The following is a 17,903-nucleotide window of genomic DNA, read 5'->3' as shown; positions in this document are numbered from 1 at the left end:
GTTCGCACCGCCTGTGGGGCCTGTCATCGAGGGGAAGTCTACGGGCTGCCGTGGTGGGCGCTACTGCGGATGACGGGTGTGCCGGGAGGTTCCGGTAAGCCTCCCCGGGGCGTCTCGGGCAGGCCGGACATGCCCCTCGTGTCCCTCTTCGTGGGGACCTTCCGGTCAGCCCAGTCGACTTCCTACGGGGGTTTTCTTCGGCGAGCCCTTCGACTCCCCGAACACAGTGGAGAACCGGTTCCAGCGGGCCATCTCGCAGCCGTTCGCCTTGCTGAAGTCGGCGTTCACCGGCCGCCCCGCCCAGGTTCCGCTTACGTGCGCGCGGTCCGGTCCGCCGTAGACCATCGTGCAGTCCGCTCCCCTGGGTACGGGTGAGAAGAGGTCCTTCCCCCAGGTCGTCTGCCCGTCCAGCTGGGCGCAGGCTTCCTTGGCGCGCGGATGGGTGCCGCCGGCGGGGTGGCAGTAGAGCTCGTAGCGGGCGTCGTGGCCGCCGGTGTCGGTCACGGTGATCGTGAGGTGATCGGCGGAGCGGTCCAGCCCGTCCAGGGGGAGGGGCGCGGCCGAGGCGGCCGGCGCGAGCAGCGCGGGCGCCAGGGCGGCGGCGAGGGCGAGGCGGCGGAGCGGCATTCGGGGGACTCCCGGGGTGTGTGCGAACGCGGGTCCGGGCGGCCGGATCGCCCGGCCGGACCCCTCACCCGCACTAACGCTCCGGAGCGCCCCGCGTTGCGCGCCGCGAACGCCTTTGCCCAAGACACCTGTCGCCCGGTACCGTAGGGGTGCGATTGGTGACCGGCCGCGATGTTGTGTCATCATCTGCACGCACCCCTGGCGCACGCGCGAGGGGGGAGGAGGCGTCGCCTAGTCCGGTCTATGGCGCCGCACTGCTAATGCGGTTTGGGCCTTAAAGCCCATCGAGGGTTCAAATCCCTCCGCCTCCGCAGTAACGAAAGCCCCGGTCGTCCCAGACGGCCGGGGCTTTCGCGTACCCGCGTGCGTACCCGCGCCGGATTCCCCAAGCGATCTCGAAAAACGGCATATCCGCAGGTCAGAGGGGCTGCGGCCAATGGATTTCGTCTGACGGCGAGGTTCATGTAATGTTGTCCACGCAACGCCGACCGGCAAGAAAACGCCGGGAAGCCGAGCGCTCGTAGCTTAACGGATAGAGCACTTGACTACGGATCAAGAGGTTGCAGGTTCGAATCCTGCCGAGCGCACTGTCGGAAGATTCGTCTTCCGTCCGTCGCGGGGTGGAGCAGCTCGGTAGCTCGCTGGGCTCATAACCCAGAGGTCGCAGGTTCAAATCCTGTCCCCGCTACTAAGACCGAAGGCCCGGTACGTTTCGTACCGGGCCTTCGGCGTTCCCTCAGCCGTTCAGCGGCAGGGCCTCGGCGAGCGCGCGCCATTCCGAGCGCGGAAGGGTGTCGCGCCGCGGGTCCCGCTCCGGGTCGAGGACGACCTGGACGGCCAGGTGGTCGGCGCCCGACGCCAGGAACTCGTCGACCCGGGCCCTGATCGCCTCGGTGTCGCCGAGGGCGAAGAGCGCGTCGACGAGCCGGTCGCTGCCGCCGCCGGCGAAGTCCTCCTCCGCGAAGCCGAGCCGCAGCAGATTGTTGGTGTAGTTGGGCATCGGCAGGTAGAAGCCCAGGTACGCGCGGGCGGTCTCCCGGGCGCGGGCCACGTCGGGGTCGAGGACGACCTTGAGCTCGGGCGCCAGGACCGCGCCCTCGCCCAGCAGTTCCCGGGCCCGGGCGGTGTGCTCGGCGGTGACGAGATAGGGGAGGGCGCCCGCCGCGCGCTCCGCCGCCAGCGCCACCATCTTCGGGCCGAGCGCGGCCAGCAGCCGCTGTTCGACCGGGACCGGGACGGGGGCGGTGTCGAGCCCGGTCAGATACTCCTTCATCGCCGAGTAGGGGCGGGCGTAGCCCGAGGCCAGATGGGCGTGGCTGGCGCCCAGGCCCAGCCGGAAGCGCTCGCGCCGGCCCGGCTCCAGGGCGGCGTAGGCAGCCGCGACCTCGGTGGCGGTGTGGTTCCAGATGCTGAGGATGCTGGTGCCGACGGCGGCGCGCTCGGTCGCGGCCAGCACGTGCCCGGCCTGGGCCACGGAGGGGCTGCCGCCGATCCAGAGGGTGCCGTAGCCGAGCTCGTCCAATTCGGCGGCGGCCTCCTGGACTTCGCCGAGCCGGGCGGGGTCGTCCACGCGCAGGGCGACGCTCCAGACGCCGACGGTGCCCAGGGAGTCGGCCGTGTTGTTCATGCAGTGATCGTTTCCGGATGCCATGGCTCGCGCAACCGGAGGTGTCTTCCGGATATTCCCGGGCCGGTCCCTTCCGATTCTCAGACGATTCACAGAGTGCCGAAAGGGCGCTCTCACCCACCCGTTCCACCATCGTCGGCATGACCATCGCCTCGCCCCACGGGCGTACTCAGCCGCGGCTCGACGACGGAAGCCCCGTACGCGTCCTGGTCGTCGACGCCGAGTCCTCGCTCGCCGACCTGCTCTCCCTCGCGCTGCGCTACGAGGGCTGGGAGGTGCGGGCCGCCGTCGGCGGCGCCGAAGCGCTCCGCCGCGCCCGGGAGTTCCGGCCGGACGCCGTGGTCCTGGACATGGCGCTCCCCGACATGGACGCGCTGACGCTGCTGGGCCTGCTGCGGCAGGAACGCCCCGGTGTGCCGGTGCTGTTCCTCACCGGCAGGGACACCGCCGAGGACCGCGTCGCGGGCCTGACCGCCGGCGGGGACGACCACGTGGCCAAGCCGTTCGGCCTGGAGGACGCCGTCGCCCGGCTGCGCGGCCTGCTGCGCCGCTCGCGGGCCGCCGCGCCGCGCGCGGAGTCCGTGCTGACGGTGGGGGACCTGGTCCTCGACGAGGACAGCCGCGAGGTCTCCCGGGGCGGTACGGAGATCCACCTCACCGCCACCGAGTTCGAGCTGCTGCGCTTCCTGATGCGCAACCCCCGCCGGGTGCTCAGCAAGCCGCAGATCCTCGACCGCGTCTGGTCGTACGACTTCGGCGGGCGGGCCAACGTCGTCGAGCTCTACATCTCCTATCTGCGCCGCAAGATCGACGCGGGCCGGCCGCCGATGATCCACACCCGGCGCGGGGCGGGCTACCTCATCAAACCGCCCGCCCAAGCCGTCTGAAGGGGCTCGAAAAAAATCGCCTTGTACGGCGTAGAGCAGGTCCTGTACGGTGTACGACGCAAGCCAGTCGTACACCGTACAAGGCCATGTGCCGCACAGGGGGGAACCCGTATGACCGCGACCGCGGCGGAAACGCCATCGCCCAGCACCGGGGCAGCCGACGAGAAGCCGCAGCGCCATCCCACGCGCTGGCTGGTGCTCGGCGTCATATGTCTCGCCCAGCTCACCGTCCTCCTCGACAACACCGTCCTCACGGTCGCGATCCCCTCCCTCACCGAGGAGATGGGCGCCTCGACCGCCGACATCCAGTGGATGATCAACGCCTATTCGCTGGTCCAGGCGGGCCTGCTGCTCACCGCGGGCAGTGCCGCCGACCGCTACGGGCGCAAGAAGCTCCTCGCCGCCGGCCTCGCCCTCTTCGGCCTCGGCTCGCTCGTCGCGTCGCTGTCCGAGAGCACGGGCCAGCTGATCGCCGCCCGCGCCGGCATGGGCATCGGCGGCGCACTGCTGATGACGACCACCCTGGCCGTCGTCGTGCAGGTCTTCGAGGCGGACGAGCGCCCCAAGGCCATCGGTCTGTGGGGAGCGGTGAGTTCGCTCGGCTTCGCCGGCGGCCCGATCGTCGGCGGCGCGCTGCTCAACCACTACTGGTGGGGCTCGATCTTCCTGATCAACCTGCCGGTCGCCGCGCTCGGCCTGCTGGCCGTGCTCAAGTGGGTGCCCGAGTCCAAGAACCCCTCGGGCGAGCGCCCCGACCTGCTCGGTGCGCTGCTGTCCACGATCGGCATGACCGGCGTCGTCTTCGCCATCATCTCCGGCCCCGCCCACGGCTGGACCTCCGCCCGGGTGCTCGCCTCGGCCCTCGTCGGCCTGGTCACCCTGGCCCTCTTCGCCGTGTGGGAGGCCCGCTGCCCCTACCCGATGCTCGACATGCACTTCTTCCGCGACAGCCGCTTCGTCGGCGCGGTCTCCGGCGGCATCCTCGTCGCCTTCGGCATGGGCGGCTCGTTCTTCCTGCTCGGCCAGCACCTCCAACTGGTCCTCCACTACGACCCGCTGGAGACCGGCCTGCGGATGACGCCGCTGGCACTCGTCATCGTCGTCCTCAACTTCACCGGTGTCGGCGCCCGGCTGCTGCCGAGGATCGGCACCCCGGCCGCCATCGGCGGCGGCATGGGCCTGCTGGCCGCCGGCCTCGCCTCCATCGCGATCCTCGGCGCGCACGGCTACGGCGGGATGCTGCTGGGCCTGATCCTCATGGGCGTCGGCATCGCGATCTCCATGCCCGCGATGGCCAACGCCATCATGTCCGCCATCCCGCCGGAGAAGGCCGGCATCGGCGCCGGCGTCAACGGCACGCTCCAGGAGACGGGCAACGGCCTCGGCGTCGCCGTGCTCGGCGCGGTGCTCAACTCCCGCTTCGCCGCACTCGTCCCGGCCGTCGCCGCCGGCGCGGGCTCCCTGCCCGAGGCCCTCGGCCACGCCCGCACCACGGCGGACCGCACCGCCATCGAGGACGCCTTCGCCTCCGGCGTCCAGACCAGCCAGCTCGTCGGCGCGAGCGCGGTGCTCGCGGGCGGCATCGTCGCGGCGGTCCTGCTGCACCGGGCCGAGAAGCAGGCCCAGCGGCAGCCGGCGCAGTGAGAACCGGAACGGTGTGGACGTAGCATGCGAGGTGTACTGACCAGTGGAAAAAGGGAGAGCCGGGATGGCTAGCGGAGGCCGCGCGGGCGGTTCCCGGGTCAGCGTGTGGCTGACCGACAACCCCCGCCGCAAGGCCGACGGCCAGACCGCCGAGGGCGGGCTCGACCTCGAACGGATCGTCGCCACGACCGTGCGGATGCTCGACACCGAGGGGCTGGCGAAGTTCTCGATGCGCCGCCTCGCGACGGAGCTGGGCGTGACCGCCATGTCGGTCTACTGGTACGTCGACACCAAGGACGACCTCCTGGAGCTCGCCGTCGACCACATCAGCGGCGAGCTGAGCCTGCCCGACCTCACCGACGAGAACGCCGACTGGCGCGACCAGCTCCGCGACCTCGCCGTCCAGTACCGGCGGGTCCTCGCCGACCACCCCTGGGCGCCCCGGCTGCTCGGCCAGTACCTCAACGTCGGGCCCCGCGCCCTGGCCTTCTCCGAGGCCACGCTGACCGTCATGCGCCGCAGCGGGGTGGCTCCGCACGCCATGACCGGCGCGATCTCCGCGCTCTTCCAGTTCGTCTACGGCTTCGCGTCCGTCGAGGGCATGTACCGCGAGCGCTGCCGTGAGCAGGGACTGACCCAGGACGAGTACTACCAGCGGATCATCGAGGCGTTCTCGCAGCGGCCGGCGACGGCGGAGCCGTTCGAGGAGGTGACCGAGATCGTGGAGAGGCGGTCGGGGGAGACGGGGGGTGCGACGGAGATGTGGGAGCGGGATTTCTCTTTCGCGATCGACACGGTTATCGCGGGCATCGAGGTCATGCGCGACCGCTCGCGCGGGGCGACCCAGTACTGAGAGGGTGCGCACCGCCTCCCGCGCGGGGTTCCGGTGACTTTCCGGTTGCCCCCGGTGGGGGGTTTCCCGCGCCTCCGGCGCGGTTCTACCCCACCCACCCGCCCGATTACCCGGAGCCGGATTGCCCGGGTAGGGGGCGGGCCGACGGGGGGCGGTGCTGGGGTGACGTGAGGGGGCGGGGTGGGGTGGATGGGCCCTGGTAGGGGCGTGAAGAGCTCTTCGCCGCTGGTGACAGGGGCCGGGTACCCCTACTGATACCAGGGACCGCGAAGAGCTCAGCCCCGTAAGGGCCCGTCCGCCCCACCCCGCCCCCGACCCAAAAACAATCGCGGCCCCGGCGAGGGCGCGCCAGGCCGTCCCCTGCCTGGTGTGCGCGCCCCCGCCGGGGCCGTGGGCCCGTGGACCGTTCTTGCCGTTCCGGTCCGGCCGGGCAACCGGCCCACGAAGGCGACGCGCCCCGCTCATGGCGCGTGCCCCCGTCGGCCGGGGTTCGTCAGCCGGTCTTGTCAGCCGGCTCCGCCGAGGCCGTCGCCGCCCCCGGCGTGCCCTTCAGCGCGACCTCCTTGATGAAGAGCGTCACGATGAACGCGATCAGCGCACACGGCGCCGCGTAGAGGAAGACATCCGCGATGCCGTGCCCGTACGCGCTCTCCATGACCGTGCGGAGCGGCGCCGGCAGGGACTTGAGGTCCGGGATGCCACCGCCCCCCGTACCGCCGTGGCCCATGGCCGCCGCGGCCTTCGGGCCGAGCGCGGTGAGCCCGTCCTTCACATAGTCCGGCACCCGGTTGGCGAGCACCGCGCCCAGCGCGGAGACACCGACCGCACCGCCCAGGGAGCGGAAGAAGGTGACGACGGAGCTCGCGGCGCCGAGATCCTTCGGCTCGACCTGGTTCTGCGCGGCGAGCACGAGGTTCTGCATCATCATGCCGATGCCGAGACCCATGAGCACCATGTAGACGGCGAGGTGCCAGTACGGGGTGTCGTAGCGCATCGTGCCGAGCAGGCCGAGGCCCGCGGTGAGCAGCACACCACCCGTGAGCAGCCATGCCTTCCAGCGACCGGTCTTGGTGATGATCTGACCGGAAACCGTCGACGAGACGAACAGACCGCCGATCATCGGGATCGTCAGCACACCGGACATCGTCGGCGACTCGCCGCGCGCCAGCTGGAAGTACTGCGAGAAGAAGACCGTGCCGGCGAACATCGCCACGCCCACGAAGAGGCTCGCGAGCGAGGACAGCGCGATGGTCTTGTTGCGGAACAGCCGCAGCGGAATGATCGGTTCGCTGGCCTTCGACTCCGTGAGGAGGAAGAGCGCGGCGAGGACGATCGAGCCGCCGACCATCGCGCCGGTCTGCCAGGAGATCCAGTCGTAGTCCTTGCCCTTGCCGGCCCGGGTGACCCAGATCAGCAGCAGGGTGACGGACGCGGTGATGAAGAAGGCGCCCAGCCAGTCGACCTTGACGTCACGCTTGACGACGGGCAGCTTCAGCGTCTTCTGCAGGACGATCAGCGCGATGATCGCGAACGGCACGCCGACGTAGAAGCACCAGCGCCAGCCGAGCCAGCTGGTGTCGGTGATGACACCGCCGAGCAGCGGGCCGCCGACGGTGGCCACGGCGAAGGTCGCGCCGAGGTAGCCGCTGTAACGGCCGCGCTCCCGGGGGGAGATCATCGCGGCCATGACGATCTGGGCCAGGGCGGACAGACCGCCCACGCCTATGCCCTGGACGACACGGCAGGCGATGAGCATGCCGGTGTTCTGCGACAGACCGGCCACGACCGAGCCGGCCACGTAGACCACCAGCGCCAGCTGGACCAGCAGCTTCTTGCTGAAGAGGTCGGAGAGCTTGCCCCAGAGCGGGGTGGACGCGGTCATCGCCAGGAGCGAGGCCGTGACGACCCAGGTGTAGGAGGACTGGCTGCCGTGGAGGTCGTGGATGATCTCGGGCAGCGCGTTGGAGACGATCGTCGAGGAGAGGATCGCGACGAACATGCCGAGCAGCAGCCCGGAGAGCGCTTCCATGATCTGGCGGTGCGACATGGGCGCCGCGTCGGTGGCGGCGCCGGCCTGCGCCGGAGCTCCTGATGAGGCGTCCCGCACACCTGCCGGTGAGGACTTGGCCATGGACTTCCTTTCTCGCTTGGGGTCAGACGGGTGTACGGGTGGTGAATTCGGCGCCGGACGCGGCGCCCGAGTGGTGATACGGCCGCGAACGGCAGTCGCCGAAGCTGTCGCGGAGCCGCTTCATCAGGCCGATGAGGTGGCCGACGTCGTCGTCGGACCAGTCCTGGAGGGCATGGGCGAGCGCGTCGGTGTACCGCGCGGAGACCTCGTCCAGCAGCTCCTCGCCGCTGGCGGTGAGGCTCAGCAGCCGGGACCGCTTGTCGAGGGGGTCCGGCTGACGTTCGAGCCAGCCGCGCTCGGCGGCGTAGGTGACGTGCCGGCTGGTCACGGAGGCGTCGATGGACAGCAGCTCGCCGAGGCGGCTCATCCGCATCTCACCGTGCTGCTTCAGCAGGGTGAGCATGATGGCCGTGGCCGGGGAGCAGTCCTGCGGCAGGACGCGGCTCAGCCCGCGCTTCACCGCGCCGATGGCGCTCAGCTGACGCGCCAGTTCCTGGTACTGCTCCTGTGCGGCCATGGGCCTCGGCTCCCGGGTGCCATTCGCTCGACGGTTAGGTTGCTCTGGGCAACCATAGGGAAGATTGGTTGCTGAAGGCAAATGAAAAAGGGGGTTATCGGGTAAAAGGAGAACCAAGGGTTCTTCGGGAGGGCGTAAAGGGGCGGCCCGCCGGGCGCGGCGGCACGGCCTTTCGCTAGGGTCCCGCCCATGGCAGCCAACCCTCAGCAGAACCCCGGTGGCGAGTACGACCCCGCGGGTAGCACGCAGATGTTCCGAGCGTTCGTGGCGGAAGAGGGCGGTCCTGCGTCGGCGCCGGGCCCGGTGTCCGGGGTGGGTGCGCCCGTTGGTGGCCGGGCGGCGCGACGGGCGGCGGCGGCGCCTTCGGGGCCGAGTGTCGGGCTGATCATCGGGGTGATCGTCGCGATCCTGCTCGTCGCCGGGGCGGCCTGGCTCGCGCTGGGCTGAGTTCGCCCCAGTCCCGCCCTTTCACCGTTTCCCGGGGCTCCGCCCCGGACCCCGCTCCTCAAACGCCGGAGGGGCTGAGAGGGGTCAGCCGGACGGGCTGAGCCGGGCCTCGCGCGTCTCGATCCGCGCCCCCGGTGGGACCCGCCCCTCCTCGACGCATACCTTCCAGGTGTCCCGCGTCGTACCGCCCGGGGCGATCGGGGCCGGAAGGGTGCGGGTGACGGGGACCGTGTCGCGGTCGGCGCCGGTTTTCCCCAGGATGTGGACGAGCAGGGTGACCGTGCCCGAGGCGATCGGCGTGGGGCCGGTGTTGGTGAAGGCGAGGGTGACGCGTTCACACCAGCGCTCGTCGGTGGGTTCGCGGTGCGGGATGTTCACGGTCAGGGCGGGGAGCGGGATGAGCTCCACGCCGCCCTTGGGCGGCACGGGGTGATCGGCCGCTCCTGTCGTGCCGGGTCCGGCGGCCCCCGTGGCGACACGGACCTCGCGGTCGCCGCCGCCGCAGCCCGCCGAGGCGAGCGTGCCCACCGCGACCAGGCAGACGAGGCGGACGAGTGTCTTCCGTCGCATCGGCCCAGTTTCGCTGACCCGAAGTCAGCGTGTACACACCGCCGGTCAGTCGGCGATGAGGCCTTCCCGCAACTGCGCCAGCGTGCGGGTCAGCAGCCGGGAGACGTGCATCTGGGAGATGCCGACCTCCTCGCCGATCTGTGACTGCGTCATATTGGCGAAGAACCGCAGCATGATGATCTGCCGTTCGCGCTGGGGCAGCTTCGCCAGCAGGGGCTTCAGTGACTCGCGGTACTCCACGCCCTCGAGCGCCGTGTCCTCGTAGCCCAGCCGGTCGGCCAGGGAGCCCTCGCCGCCGTCGTCCTCGGGAGAGGGAGAGTCCAGCGAGCTCGCCGTGTAGGCGTTGCCCACGGCCAGGCCGTCGACGACGTCCTCCTCGGAGACGCCGAGGCACACGGCCAACTCCGGGACGGTGGGCGAGCGGTCGAGCTTCTGGGCGAGTTCGTCGCTCGCCTTGGTGAGGGCGAGGCGCAGCTCCTGGAGGCGGCGCGGGACCCGCACGGACCAGCTGGTGTCCCGGAAGAAGCGTTTGATCTCACCGACCACCGTGGGCATCGCGAACGTCGGGAATTCGACACCGCGTTCGCAGTCGAAGCGGTCGATCGCCTTGATCAGCCCGATGGTGCCGACCTGGACGATGTCCTCCATGGGCTCGTTGCGGCTGCGGAAGCGGGCCGCGGCGTACCGCACGAGGGGGAGGTTGAGCTCGATGAGGGTGTCGCGGACGTAGGTGCGCTCGACGCTGTCCCGGTCGAGCGCGGCCAGCCGCAGGAACAGGGAGCGGGAGAGGGTGCGGGTGTCGATGGCTTCACAGTCGTCGAGCACGGCGTGCGGTGCGTCGTTGGCGAGCACCTTCGCGCTGCCCAGGTCTACGGACATGCCACCCCCTTGAGGTCGCGGACGGATCACAGCGGCACCCTCGCGCGAGGGGTTCAGCCTCCACCTGAATACCGGAGGCTGCGCTGTGGCAAACGCAGTTCCAGCAGAATGTCACATGTCGGCAACACGCTGTAGCGTCAAGTCGATATATCTTCCCCATGACATCGGGGGAGGGGTCACCCGTGAGGGTTAGGCGTCGATTCGATTTGCGGAACGGAGCCTGGCGAAGCTTCGTGAGAGTAGCCGGGACACATGCATCTGTGACACCCCCAGCTCCGCGCTGATCTGCGACTGCGTCAAATTGCTGTAGTAGCGCAGCAGGAGGATCCGCTGTTCCCGCTCAGGAAGCTGTACGAGCAGATGGCGGACGAGATCACGGTGTTCGACCCCGGCCAGCGCGGGGTCCTCGTAGCCGAGTCGGTCCAGCAGGCCGGGCAGGCCGTCGCCCTCCTGGGCGGCCTCCAGGGAAGTGGCGTGATACGAACGGCCGGCCTCGATGCAGGCCAGCACCTCGTCCTCGGCGATCTTCAGCCGGTCGGCGATCTCGGCGGTGGTGGGGGAGCGGCCGTGGAGCACCGTCAGGTCCTCCGTGGCGCCGTTGACCTGCACCCACAGCTCGTGGAGGCGGCGCGGAACGTGCACGGTGCGGACGTTGTCGCGGAAGTACCGCTTGATCTCGCCGACGACGGTCGGCATCGCGAACGTGGGGAACTGGACACCGCGATCGGGGTCGAAGCGGTCGATGGCGTTGATGAGACCGATGGTGCCGACCTGGACCACGTCCTCCATGGGCTCGTTGCGGCTGCGAAAACGCGCCGCGGCGTACCGCACGAGGGGGAGGTTGGCTTCGATCAGGGCGGCGCGCACGCGGGCGTGCTCGGGGGTGCCGGGCTCCAGGGTGACGAACTCCTTGAAGAGCACCTGGGTCAGGGCCCGGGCGTCGGCGCCCCGGCCCTCCCGCGAGCGGGGGCCGCGTACGGCGCCGGGCTCGCCGGGCCGGCCGTCCCCGTCGGGGCCGGTGGGCTCAAGGCCGTCGGGGAGGTCGTCGGGGATGCCGTCGGTGTCGGCATCGGCGACGGCGTCGGTGACGGGGCCGGTGACAGGGGTGGTGACGGGATCGGCGACGCGGTCGATGACGGGGTCGGTTTCGTCGGTGGACTTGTCGCGCCGGAGGGGGGCTTCGGGCGCTGTACGGGCCGGCACGGTCACCACCCCTTCGCGGTCAAAATCGATCAACTCATCCGGCAAAAGCGGTCATAGCATCACAAGACATGTCCGTAGTGTGCAAGCACCGCATAGCACCGTGTTGACGACAAAAAACGCCCCTCACCCGGGGGGTGAGGGGCGCCGGAAGGGTTCTCAGAACGGGTAGTCGGCGATCACCCAGGTCGCGAATTCGCGCCACTGGGCGACGCCCGCCTGGTGGGCGGGGTGGTCCAGATACCGCTGGAGCGCGGCCATGTCCTTGACCGAGCAGTTGATGGCGTAGTCGTAGGCGATCGGCCGGTCGGAGACGTTCCAGGCGCACTCCCAGGAGCGCAGCTCGGGAATGGCGCCGTCCAGCTTCTCGAACGCCTGCACACCGGCGACGACGCGCGGGTCGTCGCGCTCGACGCCCTCGTTGAGCTTGAACAGGACGAGATGACGGATCACGGGTGCCTTCTTTCAGCTGACGAGCTGGGTCATGAACTCGCCGATGTTCATGGCGGCGTCCGATATCCCCTGGAACCCTATCTGGACGAGCTCCGCCGACCGGGCGGGGGAGTGGATGATCGTGTACGCCACGAAGATGCCGAGACCCCAGAGCACGACCTTCTTTGTCTGCACGATGACGCCCTGCCTCCCCTGCGGTCCCGCCTTGATCGCGAGAGTCTATCCGCGCAAACGTGCGAGGGAATGAATGGCCGAAAATCATGGCGCGTCGCGCTGGGGGCGCGAGGCCGCGGTGTGGACGGATTCACACCCCTCACGCGGACTTTAAGGACTTTGGACCCTGCAAGCCGGGTCCTTCGGCAGACTCCCGCGCCCGAGCCGGGGCGGAGGATGGACGCGTGGTCCACGGATCTGGCAGGAATCCTGTGGGCCCAGGGACGCGACCTCACTGCGGGGTCCGGGCCGTGCGAATCCCCCCGACCGCGGCCCGTACTTGGAGGCCGTGTCCTCGTCGGGGGAAGCGGTTGTCCCCCCGATGCCGCTTCCCCCGTCCCGCGTTCGCCGGAAGCCCCGGCTCCGGGCCCACGACGCGCACCGTGGCCCGGGGCCGGGGCTTCCGCGCTGCCGGCCCGGACACCGCCGGACGAACGCCGGATGCACGCCGGATCACGGCTGGGCCTCAGAGGTGAAATCGGCCCACTGCCGGGGCACCAGAAAGGCACACGATGTGCCCGATGAGGGAGGGCGGTGAGGTTCGCCATGGGCGTGTACGAGCTCGCCTTCACCATGCGGGAACGCGTGGCGGGGGGAGCGGTGGTCATGGAACTGGTCGGTGAGATCGACATCCTGGCCGAGCAGACGCTGGGGCAGCGGATGGAGGGCGTCGCGGGGCGGTGCCGGGGGGAGCTGGTGCTCGATCTGCGTGCCGTGACCTTTCTGGACGCCAGCGGTGTACGGCTGTTGCTGCGGGTTCGCGCCCGCGCGGCGCGGTGCGGGGCTCGGTTGCGGGTTGTGCGGGGTGGGGCGATGGTTTCGAAGGTCGTTCGGATCGCCGGGGTCGAGGCGGCGTTCGTCTGGCTCGAGGAGTTCCCCCCGACGGCGGTCGGCAGCGTGCCCGCCTGACGGCGGGTTCCGTCGACTTTCCGGGTGCCCCCGGTGGGGGGTTTTCCGCGCCTTCGGCGCGGTTCTACCCCACCCACCCGCCCGATTGCCCGGCACGGATCGCCCCGCTAGGGGGCTGGGGTGACGTGAGGGGGCGGGGTGGGGTGGATGGGCCCTGGTAGGGGCGTAAGGAGCTCTTCGCCGCTAGTGACACGGGCGGGGCAACCAGCACCGTGATACCAGGGACCGCGAAGAGCTCAGCCCCGTAAGGGCCCGTCCACCCCACCCCGCCCCCGACCCACCACCGGCCTACACCTCGCCGAACTCCTCGTTCAGCAGCGCCGCCACCTCCGCCGCCTCCGCCGCCCCCCGTCGCGTCAGTACCTCGTGCGCCTCCCGCAGCGCCCCCAGCGCCAGCCGCGGTTCGCCCAGCGCCAGCTGGGCGCGGCCGCGCGCGGCCAGGGCCAGGCCCCGGACGTGGTCGTCCCCCGGCCCCGCCTCCAGCGCCAGCGCCCGGTCCGCCGCCGCCACGGCCTCGCGGTGCCGCAGCTGGGCGAGCCGGCAGCGCGCCAGCCACGCCCACACCAGGGCCTCCCGGCGCGGGTCCGTCCCCTCCGGTTCGACGGCCAGCGCCTCCCGCAGCCGGTCGGCCGCCGCCGACGTCCGGTCGGCCCGCAGATGGGCCCGGCCCGTCTGGAGGAGCACCAGCGCGAGGGTCCGCCCCTGGCCCACCCCCCGCGCGCGCTCGACCGCCGCCTCGGCGGCCGCCAGGGACTCCTCCGGCCGCCCCAGCGCGATGTACGCGCGCGCCGCGTGGGCCAGCGCCTCGGCCGCGCCGCCCGCCGCGCCCTCCCTCGCGAGCCCCTCCTCGGCCCGCACGAGCAGGGGCAGCGCCTCGTCGGCCCGGTCCAGCTCCAGCAGGACGACGCCGAGTTCGAACCCGGCGAGGAGCGGCGTCAGCGGGTCGTGGACCTCCTCGGCCAGCCGCAGGGCCGACCGCAGTTCCTCGGGGGACGGCGCGACCGGCAGCCGCAGCGTCCGGGCGGCGGCGGTGTCGTCGCCCCGCTCCCGCGCCCGGTCCAGCGCCTGCCGGACGAACGACTCCAGGTCGTGGCGGCGCGCGGTACCGGCGGTCAGGGCGGCCCAGACGGTCAGCAGGTCGACGGCGGGGCGCAGGGCGTCGGGGACGTCCTGCGCCAGGACCTGCCGGACGGTGGCGAGCACGTCCGGGTGGGCGTCGTGCGCCCAGGCGCGGGCGGCGCCGGCGTCGGCCAGGGGCCGGCCCGCCGTGGCGAGGTGGTGCAGCAGGTGACGCGGCAGCGGGCTGTCCGGGGTGAGGCGCAGGAGCGCGGTGACGGAGGTGGCCAGTTGGTGGTCCAGGAGCCGCAGCAGCGCCGCGTCGCGGACGGGCGGGCTGTCCAAGCGTTCGCTCTGCCGCCGCGCGAACAGCCGCACCAGCGCGTGGTGCCCGTACCGCCCCGGGCCGGCCGACTCCAGCAGCCCGGCCCGGGCCAGCCCCCCGGCGACGGCCTCGGCGCGCGCGGCGTCCGGGAGGTCGAGCACGGCGGCGGCCGAGGCGGCGTCGAGCGGCCCGGCGTCGGGAAGGGCCAGCAGCCGGAACGCGCGGGCCGCCTCGGGCTCCAGGGCGTCGTGGGCGACGCGGCAGGCGGCCTCCAGGACGACGGCACCGGCACCGGCAACGACGCCGGCACCGGCAACGGCGCCGGCACCGGCAACGACGCCGACGCTGGCACCGGCACCGGCACCAGCACCGGCACCGACGTCGGCATGCAGCGTGCCGAGCCGCTGCCGCTCCTCCGCCAGCCGCGCGGCGAGGTCGCCCGGGGTCCAGGCAGGCGGCGTGGTGAGGCGCGCGCCGGCGATGCGCAGGGCGAGCGGGAGCCGTTCGCAGGCGGCGACGACGGACCGGGCGGCATCGCCCCCGGCGACGGCCGAGTCGGCGGCGCGGCCGCCGCCGACCGCCGTCAGCATGGCCAGCGCCTCCTTCTCCTCCATGGCGTCGACGCCGACCGTCCGGGCGCCCGGCAGGACGAGGTCCGGGGAGCGGGTGGTGACGAGCGCCGCGCAGCCGGGCACGCCGGGCTGCAGGAGGCGGGCCTGCGCGGTGTCGTGGGCGTCGTCGAGGACGACGAGCACGCGCCGGTCGGCGAGCAGGGAGCGGTAGAGCGCGGCCCGGCGCTCCACGTCGTCGGGCAGGGCGGCGTCGGTGACGCCGAGCGCGTGCAGCAGGCCGGCGAGGGCCGCGCCCGTGTCGACGGGTTCGGGGTCGGTGCCGCGCAGATCGACGTGGAGCAGGCCGTCGGGGTAGGCGGCGCGGACGGCGCGGGCGGTGTGCGTGGCCAGCGCGGTCTTGCCGGTGCCGCCGGGGCCGGTGAGGACGACGACGTCCCCTTCGGCGAGGGCGGCGCGCACCTCGCCGGTGAGGGTCTCGCGCCCGGTGAAGCCGACGGGTTCCGGCGGCAGCAGATCGAGGGCGGGGGGAGCCCCGGCGGAACCCCACCCGTCGGAGGAAGCCGGACCCGCGCCGGAGACGGCCGGCGCCGCGAGCGCGGGATCCCCCGCGAGGATCCGCTCGCGCAGCCGGACGAGCCCGGGCCCGGGCCCGTCGGGGAGCAGGCGTTCGGCCTCGCTGAACACGGCGAGGGCCTCCGCCTGCCGCCCGGCGCGGTGCAGGGCCAGCATCAGCAGGGCGCGCGGCTTCTCGCGCGGGGGCTGTTCGGCGGCCAGGGCGCGCAGCCCGGCCACCGATTCGGCGTGCCGGCCGAGCGCGAGGGCGCAGTCGTAGTGGTCCTCGCGGGCGGTGGCGCGCAGTTCGGTGAGCCGCTCGCGCTCCCGCTCGGCGTACGGGCCGGTCAGCCCGGCGAGCGCGGTGCCCTCCCACAGGGCCAGGGCGGCGGTCAGCCGCGCGTACGCCCCGGCGGCGTCGCCGTTCGCGCGGGCGGTGGCGGCGGCCGCGAGGTGCTCCTCGAACACGGTCGCGTCCAGGCTTCCGGGCGGCACCCGCACGGCGTAGCCGCCGCCGGTGGAGACGAGCACCTTCGCGCGGCCCCGGAAGGGCCTGCCGGGTTCCAGGACGGCGCGCAGCCGGGTGACGTAGGCGCGCAGGGTGTCCATGGCGCGGTGGGGCGGGTCGTCGCCCCAGAGGGCGTCGACGAGTTCGGGGGCGGTGAGGGAGCGGCCGTCGCGCAGCAGCAGGATCGCGAGGGTGGCGCGCTCCTGCGGGGAGCCGAGTGGCAGCGGCTGCCCGTCGCGGTCGGCCCGTACGGGGCCGAGCACGTGGAACCGGAGGCGGTGGTGTTCCGGCTGGGGCTCCTCGTCACCGGGCACGGGCGGTCCGCTCCCTCCTCGCTGAGATCGGGTCATCCCCGATCTAATTATCCCAATTAGGGCGTAATAAACTCAGCGGCGCAGCGCCGTCTCCCGCCCCATGTGCGACAGCTTCTCGGGGTTGCGCACGGCGTAGAGCCCGGTGATCAGGCCGTCCTCGACGCGCAGCGTCAGGACGGTGTCGAGCTCGCCGTCGAGCCGGAGGACCAGCGCCGGGTGGCCGTTGACCCGGGCCGGCCGCAGCGACACCGAGGCCGCGACCTTGCCCAGGCCGCCGACGAGCAGGCGGCCCACCTTGTCGGCGCCCACGATCGGCCGCAGGACGGCCTGTTTGACTCCGCCGCCGTCACCCAGGAGGACGACGTCGGGCGCGAGGATGTCGAGCAGGCCCTGGATGTCGCCCGTCTCGACGGCCCGCTGGAACGCGTCGAGCGCGCCCCGGGTCTCGGCCGGGGAGACGGTCCCGCGCGGCCGTCGCGCCGCGACGTGCGCCCGCGCCCGGTGCGCGATCTGCCGGACCGCCGCCGGGGACTTGTCGACGGCTTCGGCGATCTCGTCGTACCCGAGGTCGAACACCTCGCGCAGCACGAACACCGCCCGCTCGGTCGGCGCGAGCGTCTCCAGGACCAGCAGCATCGCCGTGGAGACGCTGTCGGCCAGCTCGACGTCCTCGGCCACGTCCGGGGCGGTGAGCAGCGGCTCGGGCAGCCAGGTGCCGACGTAGGACTCCTTGCGGCGGCCGAGCGCGCGCAGCCGGCCCAGCGCCTGGCGGGTGGTGATCCGCACCAGGTAGGCGCGCCGGTCCCGTACCGCGCCGAGGTCGACGCCCGACCAGCGCAGCCAGGTCTCCTGGAGGACGTCCTCCGCGTCGGCGGCCGAGCCGAGCATCTCGTAGGCGACGGTGAACAGCAGGTTGCGATGGGCGACGAACGCCTCGGTGGCGGGGTCCGGGTTCTCTATGTCCACGCGCACAAGACGCCGCTCACCACTGCTTTGTGACATCCGCGAGCGGTGGCGCACGTCACGTCCCCCGGTCTGTCACAGGGAGCGGGGCGCCGGCATCTGGTGTTCGTCAAAAGCCACACCACGAGTGAGGACGAAGCCATGGACACCCGGTTCAACCTGTTCGAGAACGAGGTCAGCACGAAGTTCGCCAAGCGGTTCGCCAACGCCGGCATGGTGCTTCACCAGTCGTCGCTGTCGCGGACCGTCCAGGAGCTGGTGGCGCTGCGCGTCAGCCAGATCAACGGCTGCGGCTGGTGCGTGGACATGCACGTCAAGGAGGCCGCGGCCGCCGGGGAGACCGCGGTGCGGCTCGCCCTGGTCGCGGTGTGGCGCGAGTCCACCGTGTTCACCGAGGCCGAGCGGGCGGCGCTGGCGCTCGCCGAGGAGGCCACCCGGCTCGCCGACGCGCACGAAGGCGTGTCCGACGAGACCTGGGAGCGGGTGCGCAAGCACTTCGACGACGACGGGACGGCCGCCCTGGTCTGCATGGTCGCCCTGGTCAACGCGGCCAACCGGCTCGCCGTGACCGTGCACCAGCGGGGCGGCTCCTACGAGCCCGGCATGTTCGCGGCCGCGCTCGACTGAACCCCTGGGAAAACCCGGGCCCGTACCCC

At 72.1% G+C, this 17,903-nt stretch carries 16 protein-coding genes, 3 tRNA genes and 1 pseudogene; 9 read left to right on the top strand and 11 right to left on the bottom strand.

The genetic code is table 11. From position 1 onward, the window contains the following. Positions 1 to 165: 165 nt before the first annotated feature. Positions 166 to 627: an SSI family serine proteinase inhibitor gene (locus tag IE096_RS27395; protein WP_189456135.1), complete on the bottom strand. Its 462-nt coding sequence runs from the start codon at positions 625 to 627 to the stop codon at positions 166 to 168. Positions 628 to 847: 220 nt separating this feature from the next. Here IE096_RS27395 and IE096_RS27390 point away from each other — a divergent pair. The 3 genes from IE096_RS27390 (at position 848) to IE096_RS27380 (ending at position 1,315) form a co-directional block, all read left to right on the top strand. Beyond that, a tRNA-Ser gene (locus IE096_RS27390) sits at positions 848 to 938 on the top strand. 203 nt (positions 939 to 1,141) lie between these two features. Further along, a tRNA-Arg gene (locus tag IE096_RS27385) sits at positions 1,142 to 1,214 on the top strand. Positions 1,215 to 1,241: 27 nt separating this feature from the next. Continuing rightward, positions 1,242 to 1,315 (top strand) — tRNA-Met (locus tag IE096_RS27380). 48 nt (positions 1,316 to 1,363) lie between these two features. On the opposite strand, the gene IE096_RS27375 is transcribed toward IE096_RS27380, so the two are convergent. Further along, on the bottom strand, positions 1,364 to 2,254 hold the full coding sequence (locus tag IE096_RS27375; RefSeq protein WP_189456134.1) for a TIGR03620 family F420-dependent LLM class oxidoreductase: 891 nt from the start codon (positions 2,252 to 2,254) through the stop codon (positions 1,364 to 1,366). A 140-nt stretch (positions 2,255 to 2,394) separates the two neighbouring features. On the opposite strand from IE096_RS27375, the gene IE096_RS27370 reads away from it, so the two are divergent. The 3 genes from IE096_RS27370 to IE096_RS27360 all read left to right on the top strand — a co-directional run bounded on the left by IE096_RS27370 (position 2,395) and on the right by IE096_RS27360 (position 5,638). Further along, positions 2,395 to 3,141, top strand: a complete 747-nt coding sequence (locus IE096_RS27370; protein WP_189456133.1) for a response regulator transcription factor — start codon at positions 2,395 to 2,397, stop codon at positions 3,139 to 3,141. Positions 3,142 to 3,252: 111 nt separating this feature from the next. Then, a complete protein-coding gene (locus tag IE096_RS27365; protein ID WP_189456132.1) occupies positions 3,253 to 4,785 on the top strand; it encodes an MFS transporter in 1,533 nt (510 codons plus the stop codon). Positions 4,786 to 4,849: 64 nt separating this feature from the next. Further along, the gene (locus IE096_RS27360) at positions 4,850 to 5,638 is read left to right on the top strand and encodes a TetR/AcrR family transcriptional regulator (RefSeq protein WP_189456131.1); all 789 of its coding nucleotides are present in this window, start codon (positions 4,850 to 4,852) and stop codon (positions 5,636 to 5,638) included. 508 nt (positions 5,639 to 6,146) lie between these two features. Here IE096_RS27360 and IE096_RS27355 read toward each other — a convergent pair. Both IE096_RS27355 and IE096_RS27350 read right to left on the bottom strand, forming a co-directional pair. Further along, positions 6,147 to 7,685 (bottom strand): annotated as a pseudogene (locus IE096_RS27355) (MDR family MFS transporter); the annotation flags it as partial. Positions 7,686 to 7,791: 106 nt separating this feature from the next. Further along, positions 7,792 to 8,286 carry a MarR family winged helix-turn-helix transcriptional regulator gene (locus tag IE096_RS27350; protein WP_189456128.1) on the bottom strand — a complete coding sequence of 165 codons (495 nt, stop codon included), beginning with the start codon at positions 8,284 to 8,286 and terminating at the stop codon, positions 7,792 to 7,794. 189 nt (positions 8,287 to 8,475) lie between these two features. Between IE096_RS27350 and IE096_RS27345 the strand changes: the two genes are divergently transcribed. Then, complete coding sequence (locus IE096_RS27345) at positions 8,476 to 8,733, top strand: hypothetical protein (protein ID WP_189456127.1); 258 nt, start codon at positions 8,476 to 8,478, stop codon at positions 8,731 to 8,733. Positions 8,734 to 8,817: 84 nt separating this feature from the next. Here the strand turns inward: IE096_RS27345 and IE096_RS27340 are convergent, their stop codons facing one another. The 5 genes from IE096_RS27340 to IE096_RS27320 all read right to left on the bottom strand — a co-directional run bounded on the left by IE096_RS27340 (position 8,818) and on the right by IE096_RS27320 (position 12,009). Beyond that, positions 8,818 to 9,303 (bottom strand): hypothetical protein, encoded by a 486-nt coding sequence (locus tag IE096_RS27340; RefSeq protein WP_189456126.1) that lies wholly within the window; start codon positions 9,301 to 9,303, stop codon positions 8,818 to 8,820. Between the two features lie 45 nt (positions 9,304 to 9,348). After that, a complete protein-coding gene (locus IE096_RS27335) occupies positions 9,349 to 10,182 on the bottom strand; it encodes an RNA polymerase sigma factor SigF (protein WP_126915150.1) in 834 nt (277 codons plus the stop codon). A gap of 189 nt (positions 10,183 to 10,371) precedes the next feature. Next, positions 10,372 to 11,235, bottom strand: coding sequence for an RNA polymerase sigma factor SigF (locus IE096_RS27330; protein WP_229820656.1), 864 nt, complete (start codon positions 11,233 to 11,235; stop codon positions 10,372 to 10,374). Between the two features lie 306 nt (positions 11,236 to 11,541). Further along, positions 11,542 to 11,835 carry a Dabb family protein gene (locus IE096_RS27325; RefSeq protein ID WP_189456124.1) on the bottom strand — a complete coding sequence of 98 codons (294 nt, stop codon included), beginning with the start codon at positions 11,833 to 11,835 and terminating at the stop codon, positions 11,542 to 11,544. A gap of 12 nt (positions 11,836 to 11,847) precedes the next feature. Next, positions 11,848 to 12,009, bottom strand: coding sequence for a hypothetical protein (locus tag IE096_RS27320; protein WP_164737664.1), 162 nt, complete (start codon positions 12,007 to 12,009; stop codon positions 11,848 to 11,850). 591 nt (positions 12,010 to 12,600) lie between these two features. Here IE096_RS27320 and IE096_RS27315 point away from each other — a divergent pair. Beyond that, entirely contained in the window at positions 12,601 to 12,957 is a 357-nt protein-coding gene (locus IE096_RS27315; RefSeq protein ID WP_189456123.1) for an STAS domain-containing protein, read from the top strand. A gap of 288 nt (positions 12,958 to 13,245) precedes the next feature. Here IE096_RS27315 and IE096_RS31905 read toward each other — a convergent pair whose 3' ends face one another. Together IE096_RS31905 and IE096_RS27305 are read right to left on the bottom strand one after the other, a co-directional pair. After that, a complete protein-coding gene (locus IE096_RS31905; protein WP_189456121.1) occupies positions 13,246 to 16,284 on the bottom strand; it encodes an AfsR/SARP family transcriptional regulator in 3,039 nt (1,012 codons plus the stop codon). Between the two features lie 72 nt (positions 16,285 to 16,356). Continuing rightward, complete coding sequence (locus IE096_RS27305) at positions 16,357 to 17,286, bottom strand: RNA polymerase sigma-70 factor (RefSeq protein WP_189456119.1); 930 nt, start codon at positions 17,284 to 17,286, stop codon at positions 16,357 to 16,359. A gap of 102 nt (positions 17,287 to 17,388) precedes the next feature. Between IE096_RS27305 and IE096_RS27300 the strand changes: the two genes are divergently transcribed. Beyond that, positions 17,389 to 17,874 carry a carboxymuconolactone decarboxylase family protein gene (locus IE096_RS27300; protein WP_189456117.1) on the top strand — a complete coding sequence of 162 codons (486 nt, stop codon included), beginning with the start codon at positions 17,389 to 17,391 and terminating at the stop codon, positions 17,872 to 17,874. The last annotated feature ends 29 nt before the right edge of the window (positions 17,875 to 17,903 follow it).

The organism is Streptomyces abikoensis (assembly GCF_014648775.1).
In the GTDB taxonomy this organism is placed as follows: Bacteria; Actinomycetota; Actinomycetes; order Streptomycetales; family Streptomycetaceae; genus Streptomyces; species Streptomyces abikoensis.
Note: the sequence above shows the minus strand (reverse complement) of the source record. Positions and strands in the feature narration are given on the sequence as shown.